The organism is Microcoleus sp. MON2_D5, assembly GCF_036701905.1.
Classification (GTDB): domain Bacteria; phylum Cyanobacteriota; class Cyanobacteriia; order Cyanobacteriales; family Microcoleaceae; genus Microcoleus.
The window spans coordinates 1-17,323 of sequence record NZ_JAUBRM010000015.1 but is presented as its reverse complement, the minus strand read 5'-3'; the positions used below and the strand labels follow the sequence as shown (position 1 = coordinate 17,323).

At 48.2% G+C, this 17,323-nt stretch carries 14 protein-coding genes and 1 riboswitch; of the genes, 7 read left to right on the top strand and 7 right to left on the bottom strand.

What is annotated here, in order from left to right; all coding sequences use genetic code 11:
* Positions 1-153: 153 nt before the first annotated feature.
* From uca to QUA47_RS07575, 6 genes are all read right to left on the bottom strand, one after another.
* Positions 154-3,771: an urea carboxylase gene (gene uca / locus QUA47_RS07600; protein WP_333430291.1), complete on the bottom strand. Its 3,618-nt coding sequence runs from the start codon at positions 3,769-3,771 to the stop codon at positions 154-156.
* 386 nt (positions 3,772-4,157) lie between these two features.
* A complete protein-coding gene (locus QUA47_RS07595; protein WP_333430290.1) occupies positions 4,158-4,799 on the bottom strand; it encodes an urea amidolyase associated protein UAAP2 in 642 nt (213 codons plus the stop codon).
* A 79-nt stretch (positions 4,800-4,878) separates the two neighbouring features.
* On the bottom strand, positions 4,879-5,610 hold the full coding sequence (locus QUA47_RS07590; protein ID WP_333430289.1) for an urea amidolyase associated protein UAAP1: 732 nt from the start codon (positions 5,608-5,610) through the stop codon (positions 4,879-4,881).
* A gap of 437 nt (positions 5,611-6,047) precedes the next feature.
* Positions 6,048-6,824 (bottom strand): ABC transporter ATP-binding protein, encoded by a 777-nt coding sequence (locus QUA47_RS07585; protein ID WP_006630934.1) that lies wholly within the window; start codon positions 6,822-6,824, stop codon positions 6,048-6,050.
* 170 nt (positions 6,825-6,994) lie between these two features.
* Positions 6,995-7,846, bottom strand: coding sequence for an ABC transporter permease (locus tag QUA47_RS07580; protein WP_333430288.1), 852 nt, complete (start codon positions 7,844-7,846; stop codon positions 6,995-6,997).
* Positions 7,847-7,953: 107 nt separating this feature from the next.
* Positions 7,954-9,021, bottom strand: coding sequence for an ABC transporter substrate-binding protein (locus QUA47_RS07575; protein WP_333430287.1), 1,068 nt, complete (start codon positions 9,019-9,021; stop codon positions 7,954-7,956).
* Between the two features lie 144 nt (positions 9,022-9,165).
* Positions 9,166-9,317, bottom strand: a riboswitch (guanidine-I (ykkC/yxkD leader).
* 612 nt (positions 9,318-9,929) lie between these two features.
* Here QUA47_RS07575 and atzF point away from each other — a divergent pair.
* The 5 genes from atzF (at position 9,930) to QUA47_RS07550 (ending at position 15,527) form a co-directional block, all read left to right on the top strand.
* Positions 9,930-11,744, top strand: coding sequence for an allophanate hydrolase (gene atzF, locus QUA47_RS07570; protein WP_333430286.1), 1,815 nt, complete (start codon positions 9,930-9,932; stop codon positions 11,742-11,744).
* A 40-nt stretch (positions 11,745-11,784) separates the two neighbouring features.
* Positions 11,785-12,528, top strand: coding sequence for a calcium-binding protein (locus QUA47_RS07565; RefSeq protein WP_333430285.1), 744 nt, complete (start codon positions 11,785-11,787; stop codon positions 12,526-12,528).
* 246 nt (positions 12,529-12,774) lie between these two features.
* A complete protein-coding gene (gene truB, locus QUA47_RS07560; protein ID WP_333430284.1) occupies positions 12,775-13,716 on the top strand; it encodes a tRNA pseudouridine(55) synthase TruB in 942 nt (313 codons plus the stop codon).
* Between the two features lie 149 nt (positions 13,717-13,865).
* Entirely contained in the window at positions 13,866-14,096 is a 231-nt protein-coding gene (gene yidD / locus QUA47_RS07555) for a membrane protein insertion efficiency factor YidD (protein ID WP_190655801.1), read from the top strand.
* Positions 14,097-14,312: 216 nt separating this feature from the next.
* The gene (locus tag QUA47_RS07550; protein ID WP_333430283.1) at positions 14,313-15,527 is read left to right on the top strand and encodes a response regulator; all 1,215 of its coding nucleotides are present in this window, start codon (positions 14,313-14,315) and stop codon (positions 15,525-15,527) included.
* A 23-nt stretch (positions 15,528-15,550) separates the two neighbouring features.
* On the opposite strand, the gene QUA47_RS07545 is transcribed toward QUA47_RS07550, so the two are convergent.
* Positions 15,551-15,781, bottom strand: coding sequence for a hypothetical protein (locus tag QUA47_RS07545; RefSeq protein ID WP_333430282.1), 231 nt, complete (start codon positions 15,779-15,781; stop codon positions 15,551-15,553).
* 72 nt (positions 15,782-15,853) lie between these two features.
* On the opposite strand from QUA47_RS07545, the gene QUA47_RS07540 reads away from it, so the two are divergent.
* The gene (locus QUA47_RS07540) at positions 15,854-16,840 is read left to right on the top strand and encodes a glycosyltransferase (protein WP_333430281.1); all 987 of its coding nucleotides are present in this window, start codon (positions 15,854-15,856) and stop codon (positions 16,838-16,840) included.
* Positions 16,813-17,019 (top strand): hypothetical protein, encoded by a 207-nt coding sequence (locus tag QUA47_RS07535; protein WP_333430280.1) that lies wholly within the window; start codon positions 16,813-16,815, stop codon positions 17,017-17,019. The genes QUA47_RS07540 and QUA47_RS07535 overlap by 28 nt, the downstream gene beginning before the upstream one ends.
* Positions 17,020-17,323: the final 304 nt, after the last annotated feature.

Below are 17,323 nucleotides of genomic sequence, written 5' to 3'. Positions count from 1 at the left end.
GGTGTCCCGCCTGCTGTGAAAATACACGCCTTCGGGCTACGATATCCCATCCCACAAAACAATCAAAATCATCCCGCAATTATGCAACGCCGAGTAGTTACTGATTTGGTTGCTGCCTAGCTTCTCCCTGTCCCCGAACTGACAACAGAGGGATTAATTCGGTTGAACAGCCGCTAGAATTTGTCCGGCTGTCACCGTTTGCCCTTTTTCACAAAACAACTCGGCAACAGTGCCCGCAACATCAGCAGTAATAGCAATTTCCATTTTCATCGCTTCCAAAATTAACAGGCGATCGCCCTCAGCAACCGCATCTCCAACATTAACCAGCACCTGCCAAACATTGGCCGAAACGTGAGCGACAACTGCCTCACAGCCGATCGGCAAAGTAACCTCCGCCGCCGTTTCAGAACCCACATCCGCCGAGGCTTCTGGGGCAGATTCAGCTTCAAATTCCCCGGATGCGGCCCAGCGATCGCGCTCTGCATTAAATGCCGCCTGCTGCTGCGCTTTAAACTCAGCCGCACTGCCCGCAATAGAATGCAAAAACTCATTGTATTCTCTCAAATTAAAAGTGATTTCCTCAACCTTTAATTTAAACTTACCTTCAATAAATTCTTCCCGACAGCGGTGCAATTCCTCATGAGAAACCGGATAAAATCGGATTTGGTCAAAAAAGCGCAAAAGCCAAGGTTTACCAGACTGGAAATCCGCCGTTTGTTTGAACCGATTCCACATTTGTACCGTGCGGCCGACAAATTGATAACCTCCGGGCCCTTCCATCCCGTAAACGCACAAATACGCGCCGCCAATGCCCACTGCATTTTCAGGAGTCCAAGTGCGGGCGGGATTGTATTTAGTAGTAACCAAACGGTGGCGCGGATCGAGGGGAGTTGCGACGGGCGCGCCTAAATAAACGTCTCCCAAACCCATCACTAAATAGCTAGCATTAAATACAATTTCTCTGACTTGTTCGATGCTGTCAAGCCCGTTGATGCGGCGAATAAACTCAATATTGCTGGGACACCAAGGTGCATCAGATCGCACAGACTGCATATATTTTTCAATGGCCAACAGCGTCGATTCATCTTCCCAAGATAAAGGCAAGTGCACAATTCGCGCCGGCACTTCCAAATCCTCGATCGCCGGAAGTTTCGCCTCCGCCGCAATCAGCGCCTGCATTAGCTGCTGTTGGGAAATCTGGCGGCTGTCAAAATGAATTTGCAGCGATCGCATTCCCGGCACTAATTCGATAACACCCGGCAACGGATTTGCTTTCAACTGTTCCATCAAGGCGTGCGCCCGAAAACGCAAATTTAAATCCAGCACCAATGGGCCGTATTCAACTAGAATATATTTATCCCCAGCTTGACGGTACGTAACAGCAACCTGTCCCGGAGATTCAGGAATTTTGTGCAAAATAGGAGAAGCGGGAACGGCGGGCAATTCCTCCGCATTTTTCCCAAAAACAGGCAAGCAAAAATTAGCAATTTGCTTATCTTGTGCTACTTCCCGCTGCAAAGCTTCAGCAAAACTCAAACAGTGAAAGCGAATGCTGTCCCCCGGTTTCAGTTGCCCGATTTTCCACAATTCCGACTGCACAATAGTAGCAGGACACACAAAACCTCCCAAACTCGGGCCGTCAAGACCGAGAATTACAGGCATATCGCCCGTAAAATCGATCGTGCCGATCGCGTAAGCATTATCGTGAATGTTAGACGGGTGCAAACCCGCTTCTCCTCCGTCTTGACGCGCCCAAGTCGGCTTCGGGCCGATCAGCCGAATGCCCGTCCGCGTCGAGTTGTAATGCACCTGCCATTCTGTGGAGAAAAACATTTCGATGTCTGACTCAGTAAAGAAATCCGGCGCGCCGTGAGGCCCGTACAAAACGCCAATTTCCCAATTATTGCTGTAACTTGGAATTAGTTCGGGAGGCAAAGATATTTCCGCTTCCAGAGTTGCAGTTTGAAGCAGTTTAAGCACATCTCCCGGACGCAGCGTGCGGCCCGCGTGTCCGCCAAATTTTCCCAGTACAAAAGTTGATTTGCTACCCAAATAATCGGGGACATTAAAGCCGTGCTTTACCGCTAAATAAGTGCGGTAGCCGCCGCCTTGAATGCCTTTTAACTTAAGAATGCTGCCCGCTTTGACGGGAACAGCCGTCCAAAACGGCACCGATTCGCCGTTTAGCGTTCCCTTCATAGTTGCACCAGTCAAACTAATAACTGTATCGGCATTAAAGCGCAGAGTTGGGCCTGTAGCTGTGAATTCCAATCCTGCTGTCGATTCGGGATTTCCTACTAAACGATTTGCCGATCGAAAGGCCAGATGATCCATCGGCCCAGAAGGCGGCACGCCAACATCCCAATAGCCAATCCGCCCCGGATAATCTTGAATGCTGCTGTAGGTTCCCCCATCCAATACATCGATCGTTAAAGGTGCGTATTCAAAAGAGTTTAAAAAGCGCGTACTCAGTTCACCTTGGTTGAATCTGGAATCGTCCAAAATCTGGCGGAGGTAATCTAAATTAGTTTCAATTCCCGCTATTTCACTGGCATCTAAAGCAGCTTTGAGTTGAGCGATCGCCTCTTCTCGATTATCCCCGCAAACGATTACTTTGGCTAGCAGCGGATCGTAAAAAGGAGTAACCTCCGTGCCGGTTTCTATCCAACTGTCGCAGCGGACGTTTTCGGGAAACGCAACTTGATTCAGCAACCCGGAACTCGGCTGAAAATTCTTGCCGGCCTCTTCGGCATAAATTCGCACCTCAATTGAGTGTCCCTGCGGCCGATAGCTATACTCTTCCAGGGGGAACAAATCTCCAGAAGCCTGTTTTACCATCCACTCAACGAGGTCGATGTTGTTGACAGCTTCAGTAACGCCGTGTTCAACTTGCAAGCGCGTGTTGACTTCCAAAAAATAAAACTGTTTCGCATCGACATCAAACACAAATTCAACTGTACCGGCTGACTGGTAATTTACCGCTTTTCCCAGCCGCACTGCTGCACCGTACAACTGATGGCGCTGTTCGTCGCTAATAGCCGGGGCGGGGGTTTCTTCTATTACTTTTTGATTGCGCCGCTGCACCGAACAATCTCGCTCGCCCAAGGCTATGACATTTCCTTTGCCATCTCCAAAAATTTGGACTTCAATGTGTCTAGCTGTTTGAATGTATTTCTCTAAAAAAACGCCGCTTTGTTTAAAATTGCTTTGACTCAAACGCTGTACTTTTTCAAATGCTTCTGCCAAATCTCGATCGCCAAAACAAGCCTGCAAACCAATGCCGCCGCCGCCTGCGGTACTTTTGAGCATCACCGGATAGCCGATCGCCCCAGCCGCTTTTTGGGCATCCTCTAAACTTGCTAAAAGTTCGCTTCCGGGAGTTAGCGGTACTTGATTTGCAGCGGCTATTTCCCGCGCGGTGTGCTTCAATCCAAAGCAGCGCAACTGACTCGGAGTCGGGCCGATAAATGCAATATTTTCGCTTGCACAAGCTTCGGCAAATTCAGCATTTTCGCTCAAAAAGCCGTAACCCGGATGAATAGCTTGAGCTTTTGTTTGGCGCGCAACTTCGAGAATGCGATCGAACCGCAAATAACTCTCGGCTGCGGCGGCTGCACCGATACAAACGGCTTCGCTGGCGGCGAAAACGTGTTTGGCGTGGGCGTCGGCTTCCGAATATACTGCTACCGATGCAATTCCGAGGCGATCGAGCGTGCGGATAATTCGGCAGGCAATTTCACCGCGATTTGCAATCAAAACTTTGTTAAACATTTAGGGAATTGGGAATTGGGAATTGGGAATTGGGAATTGTAATTGCATTGGTGTCTACTTACATCAGGCACTATCCTTGCTTAAAAGGAAGGATGCCTGTTCCACAAACATTAAATTTTATTGTGGGGTGAGCACGAGAGCCATTGGTGTCAACTTAAGGCTGAAACCCTCCGTATCTCTTGCTGGTAGCCCAGTCTCGATCCCCCTAAATCCCCCTTAATAAGGGGGACTTTGAGCGCTCTTGTCCCCCCCTTATTAAGGGGGGCTAGGGGGGATCTAACCCTAATCGTCACACAGCAGAGCGGTACTACGCTTAACGTCTTTGTTGACACCAATTCACGAGATCCCGCCCCTAAAAAAATTGCGGAGGGAGTGCCCACCCTACTTTACACGGAATCCCAAACAATCAACTGAATCGGCGTAGGATTGTAAGCATTGCAAGGATTGTTCATTTGCGGGCAGTTAGAAATAGCAACTAGCGCGTTCATTTCAGCTCGCAAATCAACTGTACTTCCCGGATCGGAGATGCCGTCAACAATTTCAAGCGTGCCATCTTCGCTAACCGGAACATTCATAAAGAAGTTGATATTGCTGACTAAATCTCGCTTGCCCAAACCGTAGGGAAGAATTGCGGCGAGGAAATTTTCAACACAGGCGTGCTGGTATTTTTTATCTAGTCCAAACCGCACCGAATTGCTTTCGCAGCTACAGGCCCCGCCGGAGGTATCGTGCCGCCCGCAGGAGTCAGCAATTATGGTCATCATGGCTCGCCCTTCATTGGAAATGAGTTGGCTGTTTGTAGTGACAAAGATGTTGCCTTGATTGACGATCGTATCGGGGGCGCTGTAGCGTTCGGAAGGGTCATCGGCATTGTAAACTAAAAAATCTACTGCTTGATTTCCGCCTAAATCTACAATGCGGAGAATCTGTCCTTTTTTGATGACACGAGCCCAGGGATATGTGGCTGGTAAAACTTCGTTATAAATTGCAGTTTTTGGATCGAGAAGTTGTTGGGTAGTTGCAGTCATGGTTCACTTTTTGTGAGGAAATTGTAGAATATTTCACCGCAGATTGATGCGGACAAGATTGAGTTGTGTAATCGAGGGTTTATTGCACGAACAAAGCATCGGTGTTGATGAACCCGCGCACGGCTTCCGGGTTGGCGGTGCGGCACAAGTCGTCTGGTGCGGGTGCGGGGGATTTCACAATCTGAATTTGGATGGGTTTTGGATCGTAAATTGAACCAGGATGCAGGATGTGGGGGCAGTTAGAGATAATTGTCAATACGTTCATTTCTGCTCGCAAATCGATAAAACTTCCCGGTTTTTCGCAGCCTTCGCGAAACTCCATCGTGCCGTCTGGTTTGACGGCAATGCGAGTAAATAAGTTGAGGTTGGGCATAATATCTTTTTTGCCCAATCCCCACCGAGTTAGGGCTTTGAGGAAGTTGTCTCGGGAGTTTTTCCAGTTTCCTTCGCCGTATTTTTTGGCATTGCTAACGGCGTTGCTGCATCCTCCTAGCAAATCGTGACAGCCGGATGTGTCTTGGGTGATGGAAAATAGGATGCGTCCCATGTCTGTATAGATCACCATGTCTTGTTTGAGAAAGGCGTTGAATTGAATTTTGGCGGTGTCTGCTGCGTTGAAACGTTCGATCGCATTGTCAGCGTTGTAGCACAGCATGGAAACGCCGCGAGAGCCTTCTAAATCGGTGATTCGCAGGGTGTTTCCCCGCTTGACGACTCCCGACCAGTACGCGCCGCCCGGTACGGTTTCTTGCATTAATACGAGGTCAGAATCAATTTCTGAGTTTGTGTCGATCGATGATAGTTGCACCATAAGTTCCTCTTGATGTATTTGGGGGGGTCAGCGAAACAAAACAATAGTATTTTGTAGTGGCAAAACTTACCCTCTCCCAAAGTAATATTTATCTCCACTGATATCTTGCACCATTCTCAAGAACGGGCAAGATGCCCGTTCCACAATAATATTCAATTTTGTGGAACGGGCATCTTGCCCGTTCCTAAATAGGTAATTGACAATGGTGCAAGATGTTAAGTTTCCACTTACTTAGGTTGGCCGTTGTACTGTTGGCGTGCAAAAAGTGCAAATACAAACCTATTTCTATTTAAGCAGCCATTGCAACTGCTTCCTGTCCGTTTACATCTTGCACCATTCTCAAGAACAGGCAAGATGCCCGTTCCACAAAGAGTGAGTTTTATTGTGGGGCCGGCATCCTGCCCGCCCAAAAAGTGCAAATACAAACCTATTTCTATTTAAGCAGCCATTGCAACTGCTTCTTGTCCGTGTTTCCGCATCAAATCCATGAGCTCGTCGCGGTAATCGTGGAATTTGGCGTGCCGTTTAATGCTGGGAGTGCGATCGGGCAAATTAATCGACATTTCCTTTCTCACTGTACCGGGACGAGCGCCCAAAGCATAAATCCGATTGGAAAGAAACACCGCTTCTTCGACATCGTGGGTAATCATAAAGATTGTAATCTGAGTGCGGCGCCACAAATCGAGCATGAATTCGTGCATCGATTCTTTAGTGTGGATATCCAAGGCGCCGAAAGGTTCATCCATTAATAACACTTTAGGTTCAGAAGCGAGGGCGCGGGCGATCGCCACCCGCTGTTTCATCCCGCCCGACAATTCCTTCGGCAGCGACGAAGCAAACTGCGTCAATCCTACCACACTCAAATAATAGCTAGCTTGTTCGCGCCGCTTTTTCTTGGACACGCCTTGAAGTTTGAGGCCAAACTCGGCATTTTCCTGCACGTTCATCCAAGGATAAAGAGTGTAATGCTGAAATACCATACCTCGATCCGGCCCAGGCGAAACAACTTCTTTCCCATCAATTTTAACTTCTCCTGTTGTCGGCTTGTCCAATCCCGCAATCTGCCTCAACAGAGTAGATTTGCCCGAACCGGATGCGCCTACCGCGCAGATAAATTCGCCTTGCTTAATGCTCATATTGATGTCCTTGAGGACAACTAATTTACCGTTTTTCGTTTCAAAGTTTTTGTGCAGGTTGTTGATTTGTAGAAACATGAGTTTATCCTCTGTATTGTAAGTAAAAAATTGATTTTTTCATTCCCAAAATCTGGAAACTTGAGGACTAAAAACGATATCTAGCGTGGGTTTCAATTTTATTTGACACCACTGCCTTATTCCCTCTTCCTTCTTCCTCCTTCCTTCTTCCTTCTTCCTTCAAAATCTGCTTACTGTTTCTGAATTGACCATTTACAAGAAACCCGCAGCAGATATTGAAAAAGCAAGTCAAAAGTCAGTCCGATCGCCCCAATGACAATCAGCCCCACAAAAATTTCATCGGTTCGCAGAAATCGACCGGCGACGCTGATCCGGCGGCCTAAGCCTTCGGTTGCCGCAATCAATTCCGAAACGATTACCAATTGCCAAGCCGCAGCTAGGTTGATGCGGCTAGCATCAAGAATTCCCGGCAAAACGTGGGGAAAAATAACTTGAGTTAGGATTTCCCAGCGATTCCCGCCCAACATATAAGTAGATTCGATCAAGTCTTTTGGAACAAACTTGACTGTATCCATCACCATCAGCGAATTGAAGAAAAAGACGCCGATAAATATCAGCATTATTTTGGGTTCTTCGCCGATGCCCAAGTAAAGAATTAGTAGGGGAATGAATGCTGGTGCGGGCATATATCGCATCAAGCCGAACATGGGTTCAAGCAAGGCACGAATACTGGAAAAACTGCCCATCAGCACGCCAATTGGTATGGAAAAAACCAAGGCGAACACAAAGCCCACTCCCACCCGCCACAAACTCGCTACCGTGTCTTTCAAAAGTTCGCGAGTGTTCCACAGCCGACCAAATGCCTCTAAAACTTTGCCGGGGGAAGGCAAAAATTTGGGGTCTACGTTGGCGAAGGTTGTTATTAGCCACCACAGCAGCACCGGCAGTGCGATCGATGTTACCGTTAACCCAATATTGAGGGGTTGTGGTATCTCTTCCGCAATCCGCCAGAAAACGGTGGGATTTAGGTTTTTTTGCTTGAGGTGGGATTGGATCGATCGCGGATCGGGATTTGGTGGCATGATTTAATTGCGGAACGGTTTGTCGAGTAATTGGAGTAGATTTTGGGGATTATAAAAAGTAGTTTTTTTACGGTTGTTTGTGTCTGCACAATCCTAAATTATGCCTTTTAGCTTTTACCTTCGGCATAAGCTTTTATAAAACGATCGTCAAATAATGTGCTGATATCTGGTTGGGTTTTGGCTAAATTTACATCGACGAGAAATTTAGTCATTTCGGCCGCCGCAAACTGCAATGATGTCATGTCATTTCCCGGTTGAAAGGCTTTCAAGTTTTCCTCGATCGTAAATATCTTAGTGCCATTTTCATATTCTTTGTATTCCTCGACGCTAACTCCGGCGCGGTTGGCTAGAATCTCGTAAGATTTCTCTTTATTTGCTTTCATGTATTCCAATGTTGCAAACCATGAATTGACTAGGGCTTGCACTCGATCGGGGTGTTCGCCGATAAACTTTCGCGTGAATACCAAATGGTCGGAAATCGCCCCCGGAAAATCTTTTGAACTAAAAAGTTCCTTGCTGTTCGAGCGTTTTAATGCCTGCGTGGTAAACGGCGCAAATACTGCCACCGCATCGACTTGTCCTCCGACGAAAGCCGCCGCAGCTTTGCCGGTTTCCAGCGGTACAAATTGAATATCTTGCACTGATAAACCTGCTTTTCTCAGGCCTAACAACAATAGAAAGTGATCGACTGTACCTTCCTCGGCTGCAACTTTTTTGCCTTTTAAATCGGCAACGGAATTGATGCCTTCGGCGACAATCACTTTGTCATTTCCCGTCGAGTTATCGTTGACTAAAACAATTACTTGGTCGGCGCCGCCTGATATGGAGTTTACTGTATCGCCGAGGGTTTGGCTGTTAGCATTTATCTGTCCTGCTGTGAGGGTGCTGATAGATTCTAAGTAGCCGTCAAACCATTTTAAGTCTACAGGAACATTGTTGGCTTCAAATATCTTTTGTTCTTTGGCAATTTGCCAAGGAAACCAGCCGGGCCACGCGCTGAATCCGAGGCTAACTGCATCAGCACTTACTGAAGAAGCTGCCTCGCTTTCAGTCGTGGTTTTGATATAAATTGCCGGGTTGACGCAGCCGACAGCGAAAAACAAGGTGATGAAAAATAGGGCGCAGTAGGACAAGGGCGATCGCGTTATTTTTGGGGAGTAATATGGGATATTCATAGCAGGTTCTGGTTGCTGGTTAGAGGTGAATATATCGATCGAGCTTTTGCACCTTCTTTGGCTTCCTTAGCTTCCGCAAACCCCCTTGATATACAAGGATAAAGCCCGAGAGCTAACGAACCGAGTCTTGCTGACCGATCGCGTTTCTCCCGGGCTTTTATCCCGCCGTGTAACTGGCTAGTGTTTCCCTAAAATTAAAATCTTGGGAGAACCAGTCTGCTTCTCTCGGACCAGCACTTGAACTTTCTAAGCTGAGTTAGAAACTGATTCAAATCGGAACCCTAGAAGCGGTTAAATTTTTTCGGTTTTTGTCTGTATAAGTCCTGTTTGCAACCCAAGGAGTTATTCGAGACTGTCAGTAACAGCAATGCACTTAGCTTTTTTAAAGGTAAGCACAATGTAGCGTGCAATTTTACTAGATTGCTACGTTTCAAACGGTAACAGCTAACTTAATGAAAAAATGTGTAAAATGTTACAAAAAATGGTTTTTTTGGGAGTTGTTAATTAAAATTTTTGGAAGATTAAAGCGGGCGATGAGAGGGGGCGATGGGAAATCGCGAAGTTTAGCTGTACACAAAGACGAAACCCGCAAGGTCAGGGTTGAATATTTCTCAAGAAATACTTCGACCCCTAGACTAGATGCGAGGACGATCGACAATGCGGTAAACTAACATCCTATTTGTAATAACTGAGATGTTCCACCATTCTCAATAAGCCTTTTATGGGCGGGCAGGATGCCCACCCCACAAGAAGAAAGAAATACACTCTTTGTGGAACAGGCATCTTGCCTGTTCTTGAGAATGGTACTCTTCGGTGAGTAATAACGATCGCCAAACGCAGCCTGTGAAGTCATTTCTTCAATCTAAAATCTAAAATCTAAAATCGGCAGAGTTAATTGAGGGTGCATTATGGAAAAAGTTAACTACAGTCACAGTCTCGACATTCATTCGCTGCTCGATCGCTACCGCACCGGCTCGATCGCGCCTGCAGATGTAATCGCGAGCGTGTACGATCGGATCGAACGCTATGCAGATCCGGCGGTATGGATTTATTTAGCACCGCAGGCGGAAACCCTCGAACGCGCCAAAGCCTTGCAAAACCTAGACCCGCAGCAGCTACCACTCTACGGGATACCTTTTGCGATCAAAGATAATCTGGATTGGGCGGGCGTTCCCACTACGGCGGGATGTCCTCCGTTTGCTAGCACTCCAGCGCGATCGTCCGCCGTCGTCGAGCGGCTGTGCGCGGCAGGTGCGATCGCGATCGGCAAAACAAACATGGATCAGTTTGCCACAGGATTAGTGGGAACCCGCACGCCCTATGGAGTTTGTCGCAATCCGTTCGATTCGCGCTACATTCCGGGCGGATCGAGTTCCGGTTCCGCAGCAGCAGTCTCCGCCGGATTGGTGAGTTTTGCTCTGGGTACCGATACCGCAGGATCGGGGCGGGTTCCCGCTGCTTTTACCAACATTGTCGGGCTGAAGCCAAGTTGCGGCTCGATCGGCACTCGCGGCCTGCTGCCGGCGGTGCGATCGCTCGATTGCGTTTCTGTGTTCGCTCTCACCTGTGCGGATGCAGCCTCTGTGCTGCAAGTAGCCAGCGGTTTTGACGCTGAGGATGCGTTTTCTCGTCACCCTGAAACGAAAGTTTTGCCGGATTTATCCCGCTTGCGGGTGGGAGTTCCCGTCCAAGGCGAACTCGAATTTTTCGGGAATGCAGAAGCCGAACAGCGCTACCGGGATGCGATCGCGCGCTTGCAATCTTTGGGCTGCACGATCGCACCTATTGACTTCAAACCCTTTGCGGATGCTGCCGAACTGCTCTACGGCGGCCCTTGGGTAGCAGAAAGGTTGGCCGCGATCGGCGATTTCCTCGACGCGCACCCAGAGGATATCGATCCGACCGTCTACGAAATTATCAGCGGCGGCAAACGCTACGATGCCGTCGCGGCCTACCGCGCGTCGTACCGGTTGGCCGAGCTCCGCCAACAGGCAGAAATTCAGTGGGAGTCAATGGATGTGTTGGCGGTTCCCACGACAGGCACGATTTATACTGTCGCAGAAGTTGCAGCCGAGCCGATCGCGCTCAACACCAATCTCGGGCGCTACACGAATTTTGCGAATTTGCTCGATTTGTGTGCGATCGCAGTTCCCAGCGGGTTTCAAAGCAGCGGATTGCCTGCTGGATTGACACTGATGGCTCCTGCGTGGCACGATTTATCGCTCTGCAGCCTGGGAGCTGCTTTCCACGCTAGCTTGGGGGGAACTTTGGGCGCAACCGGCCTGCCGCTGCCAACCCTCTCCAAACCAGCCATCGCAGCCAAACCTTCCTCAGAAGAACGAGTCAAAATAGCCGTGGTTGGCGCTCATTTGAGCGGTGAGCCGCTGAATTATCAACTAATCGAGGGGGGAGGCGTTTTGGTTCGCGCCTGCCGTACCAGCCCGATTTACAAGCTTTATGCTTTGACGGGTACTGCTCTGGGCAAGCCGGGATTGGTGCGTCAGATAGAGGGCGGTAGCGCGATCGAGGTGGAAGTTTGGGAGTTGTCGCTCGCGGCTTTCGGCGGATTTGTCGCTAAAATTCCCCCGCCCTTGGGAATTGGTACGTTGGTGTTGGAGGACGGCTCCACGGTGCAGGGCTTTTTGTGCGAACCTTATGCTGTGGCGGATGCGATCGATATTTCTGATCTGGGCGGTTGGCGAGCTTATAACCTCCGCTTTTAAGCTAAGTTAGAATGGCAAATTTCTACCCATCTTCAGAATCATGCCAACAGCAGTGCCAATTCGACCAATTCCCGTCACAACCCCAACCCCCACCAACGGTACCAGCCCCGGAGGGGCACCTGGCGGCACTCGGGGTACCAGCGGCCCCGATTCCCTCAGAGGTACTGCGGGCGCTAACTTGATATTTGGTTTGGGTGGACCTGACAGCATTTTGGGCTTAGGGGCAAATGATTCCCTCTACGGCGACGACGGCGATGACTCACTGCTGGGCGACGTTGGCAATGATTTGCTGTTCGGCGGTGCCGGCCGCGACAGCGTTTTGGGCGGCGTCGGCGACGATACTTCCTACGGCGGCAGAGGTTCTGACTCAATGCTGGGCGACGAGGGTAATGACTCACTGTTGGGCAACGCCGACAATGATACCTTGTTGGGCGGCGCGGGTAATGACACGTTTTTTGGGGGTGCCGGCGATGACTCGCTGTTTGGTGGCATCGGCGATGACTGTTTATCGGGCGATCGCGGGCGAGATACTTTAACTGGCGGCACCGGAAACGATACTTTTGCGATCGGGCGTTTGGCAGATGGTGATGTGATTACAGACTTTACAGATGGTATCGATCAAATTCGCTTGACTGCCGGCCTCACCTTTGGCGAACTCACCATTTCCACTGGGGCCGGAACTTCGCCGAGTACAATTATTCAACTTACAAGCACCAAGGAAACTCTAGCTACTTTATTCGGAGTTGCCCGCACTTCTATCAGTCAGGCAGACTTTATTCTTTAATGGGTAATTGGGAATTGGGAATTGATAATTGGGGGGGCGGGTACTTTGTAGTTTTAAGTTTTCAATGTTGAACTTTTTAACTCAAAACCGCTGTCGCGTTGCGAACAACGTTAGCTTTACCGTTCCCAAATAAAGCAATTTCAAAACTTTTCATATTCCTTTTTCCTGCTTCCTCCTATCGGTTAAATGCCGTACACTGCTTCGTTGCCTTCTTCCTTCTTCCCTCTTCCTTCTTCCTTCTTCCTAATGACTACTGACGGTTTTCTCAATCTCAACAAACCTGCCGGCATGACATCTCACGACTGCGTGGGGCGAGTGCGCCGGCTATTGAAACTGAAGCGAGTCGGACACGGAGGAACCCTCGATCCTGCTGTGACTGGCGTTTTACCGATCGCCCTGGGCAAAGCAACCAGACTGCTGCAATATCTCCAACACAATAAAGCTTACCGAGGCACGATTCGGTTTGGCTTAACTACTGCTACTGACGATTTAGAAGGAGAAATTATCCATTCTCGACCGGTGCCGGAGTTAAGTTTGGAAAAAGTGCAAGCTGCACTGCCAAATTTTTTAGGAAAAATCGAGCAATTTCCGCCTAGTTTTAGTGCGGTGCAGGTGGGAGGAAAACGCCTTTATGAGTTAGCTAGAAAAGGGGAAACTGTAGAAGTTGCTGCTAGGAATGTCGAGGTTTTTCGGCTGGAAATCTTGGATTGGCGATCGGGGGATTTTCCTGAATTGGATTTGTCGATCGCCTGCGGGGCTGGTACTTACATTCGGGCGATCGCGCGGGATCTGGGTGCGGTGTTGAATACAGGCGCTACTTTGGCTTGTTTGACTCGCACCGAAAGTAGCGGTTTTTCGATCGAGGAAAGTCTCAGTTTTGAACAATTGGAACTGCAATCGCAGGAAAATAAATTCTGCCCGATTTTGCCATCGGCGGTTTTGGGACATTTAGGGGCGATCGTCCTTTCCCCTGAATATACCAAACGCTGGTTTCAAGGACAGCGCCTCCCGATTCCAGAAACGCCGATCGGGGGAGAGGAGGAAAGTAGCAACAATCCCCCCCACAACCCAATACCCCAACCTCCCTATCCGTTGCAGGTTTACGATCGAGACGGTAATTTTTTAGGTATCGGTCAAGTAGCGAACTCAGAGACAAGTACCATATTATCTCCTCAAATTGTGCTGTAGCTATCTAAAATAAAAATGAAAATAGGTATAATTGCTACTGGAAAAGTGGGCGGAAATCTAACCGCTGGGAATGCCCTAGATTCACCTAGCTTACAGGGGTACGGGACGATATTTTGCTATTAATCTAATCAATCGCTGAGGTAAAAATTGTGAAAATATTGCTTATTGGATTAATCCGAGGCTACAAAATGGGGATTTCTCCTTACCTGCCTAACGCCTGTAGATTTCAGCCAACTTGTTCCCAATACGCGATCGAAGCAATAGAAAGATTTGGGCCGGCCCGCGGCAGCTCAATGGCGGTTAAGCGGATTTTGCGCTGTCATCCTTTTCATCCAGGGGGTTACGATCCAGTACCTCCCAAAGATAGCGAGGGCAATTAGTTATTAGTCACAAACAGTATTTTAGTTATTAGTTAATAGTGCAAATAGGCGTTGCATCCTCATGGCTAAAACTACCGAGGGGAATCACTCCCTAAGAGGGTTAAATTCGCAGGATTAGTGGTGTTTTTTAACCTAAATTCAGTAATATTACTGTTATCTTTCAAAACTCAGCAGCTATATAATGGTACAAACAGAGTACAGGGGATGCGAGTTGATATGTCTGCTACCGCAATCGGATACAAAATGTTGTCCCATACTCTGGCTGTACTCAGCCAGAAACAAGCAACGGGGAAACTGCTGTTAGAGCAAGGGGAGCAACAATGGCAACTTTACTTTTTTCAGGGTAGTTTGGTGTATGCCACGGGAGGAGCGCACAGATCGAGGCGCTGGTACAGAGCGATCGGGCAACACTGTCGAAACTTTCAAGTGGATCTCAGAAACCTCGATGCTGGAGAACTGTGGGAATATCAACTGCTTCAGCGAGGGATAGCAGCCAGCGAAATGAGTCTCGAACAAGCTAGGGCGATCGTCCACACCAGCCTTTCCGAAGTGTTATTTGCTCTGATCGGTCAATCGGGTTTGCGCCGGGAGTGGCGGCCGTCCCAGAAATATTTTTCTACAATTACCTCTTCTTTGCTGCTGTCTTTAACAGAAGTAGAGAAAGTTCTGTGTTGTACAGAAGAAATTTGGCAGAAGTGGAAAGGAATGGGTTTGTGGTTGGTAGATCCAGAACAAGCACCGCTTTTAAAACCGTCGGCCCAGTTGCAGCAAAATCGATTTAGTTCTAATTCTTTGATCGCTTTGGGTAACGTATTCAACGGCGAGAATACTCTTTGGGATATTGCATTTAAGAAAAAGCAGTGCGTGACAGTGGCAACTCGCGGTTTAGTTAATTACATCAAGCAGGGTTTAGTAAATTTCCGAACAGTACCAGACTTGCCGTCGCCTATAGAACAGTGGCGCCTTGCCGCGGCGATCGCTGGGCCGGGTCGCCCTTTGATTGCCTGTATCGATGACAGTCCGACAGTGTGCGAGTTTTTAGAGCAAATTTTATTGCCGGAGGGATATCGAGTCCTCAAAATTCAAGACCCCATGCAGGGAGTCGGCATCCTCGCCAAACAAAAGCCGGCTTTAATTTTTATGGACGTGGTGATGCCGAAGACAAGTGGCTTTGCTTTGTGCAATTTTTTGCGGAAGACGCCTGCTTTTCGGGAAACTCCGATCGTGTTTTTGACCGGTCAAGACGGTATAATTGACCGCACGCGAGCGAAATTGACAGGTGCTTCCGATTTTTTGAGCAAGCCAGCCAATCCCGAACAGGTTGTGCAAATAGTGGACAAGTATTTGAAGGTAAAAGGCGATTCCTACCCTTCAGCAATTCGCCCCCAAGATTTACTCCATTCACGACAACTTACCTTGGCAAATTCTTGAACGCAAATTATGCTCATAAAGCCTCACTTATCGGGTGCGTGAGCCTCCGGGTCACCCGATAAGTATTGTACAATAAAGACGCCACGGGATTTTACCAATAAATCTTGTAGGGGCGGTTGCATGGTTTTTCTTGATTTCAAAGCGCGGATTTCCGTAAACCAGCTCAGCGCGTATTGATTATAATACCAGTTCCAAGCAGTTGACAAAAAGAATGCAACTGTAGGCAAGTTCCAAGCCAGATGCTCATCAGTCATTTCCAGTTTTTTAATCTAAAATCTAAAATCTAAAATCTAAAATGGTATAATCCATAAAACTTGATATTAATTATGAGCGATCGCACCCCGCAGGTGAGCGTAGTAATTCCGGCTTACAACTGCGCTGCTTACGTCGGCCAAGCCGTAGATAGCGTTCTGCACCAAACATATACTAACTGGGAAATTATTGTCGTAGACGACGGCTCCCGAGACGATACCAAGTTAGTTTTAGAGAAATATGGCGATCGAATTCGCTACATTTACCAACAAAATCAAGGAGTTTCGATTGCCAGGAATCACGGTATCGAGCTATCGCGAGGAGAATTCATCGCCTTTCTCGATGCTGACGACTACTTTTTTCCCGACAAATTAGCAGCACAAATGGCTGTATTTGCAGCGCGACCCAATCTAGGAATAGTCCACAGCGGCTGGCGTCTAGTTAATAGTATAGGCGAACCCCTAAAAGATGTCAAACCCTGGCAAAATGTCCCTAAATTAGACTTAGAAATGTGGCTGCGGTGGAAACCAGTATTACCCAGCGCGATGGTATTTCGCCGTCAGTGGTTAGAGCGCGCCGGCGGATTTGATCCTCGATTTCCACCGGCGGAAGATACAGATTTAGTGCTGCGTTTAGCCTTAATGGGATGCGAAGCAGAGTGGCTGCAGCAAGTAACTGTTTGCTACCGCCAGCACCAACAAAGCGCCATGTACAAAGGTTTACCGCAGGCTAAATCCCTTGCCGCAGTGATGGACAATTTTTTTGCCCGCCCCGAGTTGCCGGATAAAATACGTTTGTTGGAAAAGCAAATCAAGTACAGTACCTTAGTTTGGATTGCTTGGTATTTGTACCGCACCGGTCATTCTGTTGAGATGGTAGAGTTTTTGCAGCGTTCTTGGAATTATACGCCTTATTTGCCTGTGGAAACAGTAATTAATTGGGCGGAAGCTTTCGCCGAGTTTTCGCAGGATGCGGGAAATGAATTCGATGCAGATTTATTAGCTCAATCTCCGGAGTGGCAGCAGTTAATGCAGTGGACTATTCTCGGTACGCCAGCTTGATTGTGTTGATAGTCGATCGAGCTTTTACAGGAATTAATAAGTTGTGGGCGAGGACTGAAGTTCTCACTACAAAGCAGCTTTTAACGAGTGGGAGTGTCCGGAGTTATCCGCCAGGGGCGACGGGCGGGAATTACCGAAAACGCTCTTGTCACGAAGGAAGAGAAGAGAAAAAGCGCTAGGTTTTTTGGGAAACGTGAAAAGCTGAAACATAGGAAGCTTGGATGCTATTTCCGCAGTTCTTTTTTAGGACTTCCCGCAAATTTGCCAACAAATAATTTCTTTTTTCATCATCGAGCGCTATGTAGACTGAATAAGTTTTCAAAAGGGCCAGATAATCTTCTATGCTGTAGGTAATTTCACACAGTAACGGTTCGTAAATCAAACCATCGAACAGCCCCGAGTCAATTTGGAGTTTAGACTAAGCAGGTCAAAAAGTGCGCTCGCTGTGAGAGTAGCTCACGTTTATCAAGAACGGCAATGGTC

What these genes read in the sequence shown, in the direction of transcription:
- uca (WP_333430291.1), bottom strand. Translation starts at nt 3,771, where the DNA reads ATGTTTAACAAAGTTTTGATTGCAAATCGCGGTGAAATTGCCTGCCGA.
- QUA47_RS07595 (WP_333430290.1), bottom strand. Translation starts at nt 4,799, where the DNA reads ATGACTGCAACTACCCAACAACTTCTCGATCCAAAAACTGCAATTTAT.
- QUA47_RS07590 (WP_333430289.1), bottom strand. Translation starts at nt 5,610, where the DNA reads ATGGTGCAACTATCATCGATCGACACAAACTCAGAAATTGATTCTGAC.
- QUA47_RS07585 (WP_006630934.1), bottom strand. Translation starts at nt 6,824, where the DNA reads ATGTTTCTACAAATCAACAACCTGCACAAAAACTTTGAAACGAAAAAC.
- QUA47_RS07580 (WP_333430288.1), bottom strand. Translation starts at nt 7,846, where the DNA reads ATGCCACCAAATCCCGATCCGCGATCGATCCAATCCCACCTCAAGCAA.
- QUA47_RS07575 (WP_333430287.1), bottom strand. Translation starts at nt 9,021, where the DNA reads ATGAATATCCCATATTACTCCCCAAAAATAACGCGATCGCCCTTGTCC.
- atzF (WP_333430286.1), top strand. Translation starts at nt 9,930, where the DNA reads ATGGAAAAAGTTAACTACAGTCACAGTCTCGACATTCATTCGCTGCTC.
- QUA47_RS07565 (WP_333430285.1), top strand. Translation starts at nt 11,785, where the DNA reads ATGCCAACAGCAGTGCCAATTCGACCAATTCCCGTCACAACCCCAACC.
- truB (WP_333430284.1), top strand. Translation starts at nt 12,775, where the DNA reads ATGACTACTGACGGTTTTCTCAATCTCAACAAACCTGCCGGCATGACA.
- QUA47_RS07550 (WP_333430283.1), top strand. Translation starts at nt 14,313, where the DNA reads ATGTCTGCTACCGCAATCGGATACAAAATGTTGTCCCATACTCTGGCT.
- QUA47_RS07545 (WP_333430282.1), bottom strand. Translation starts at nt 15,781, where the DNA reads ATGACTGATGAGCATCTGGCTTGGAACTTGCCTACAGTTGCATTCTTT.
- QUA47_RS07540 (WP_333430281.1), top strand. Translation starts at nt 15,854, where the DNA reads ATGAGCGATCGCACCCCGCAGGTGAGCGTAGTAATTCCGGCTTACAAC.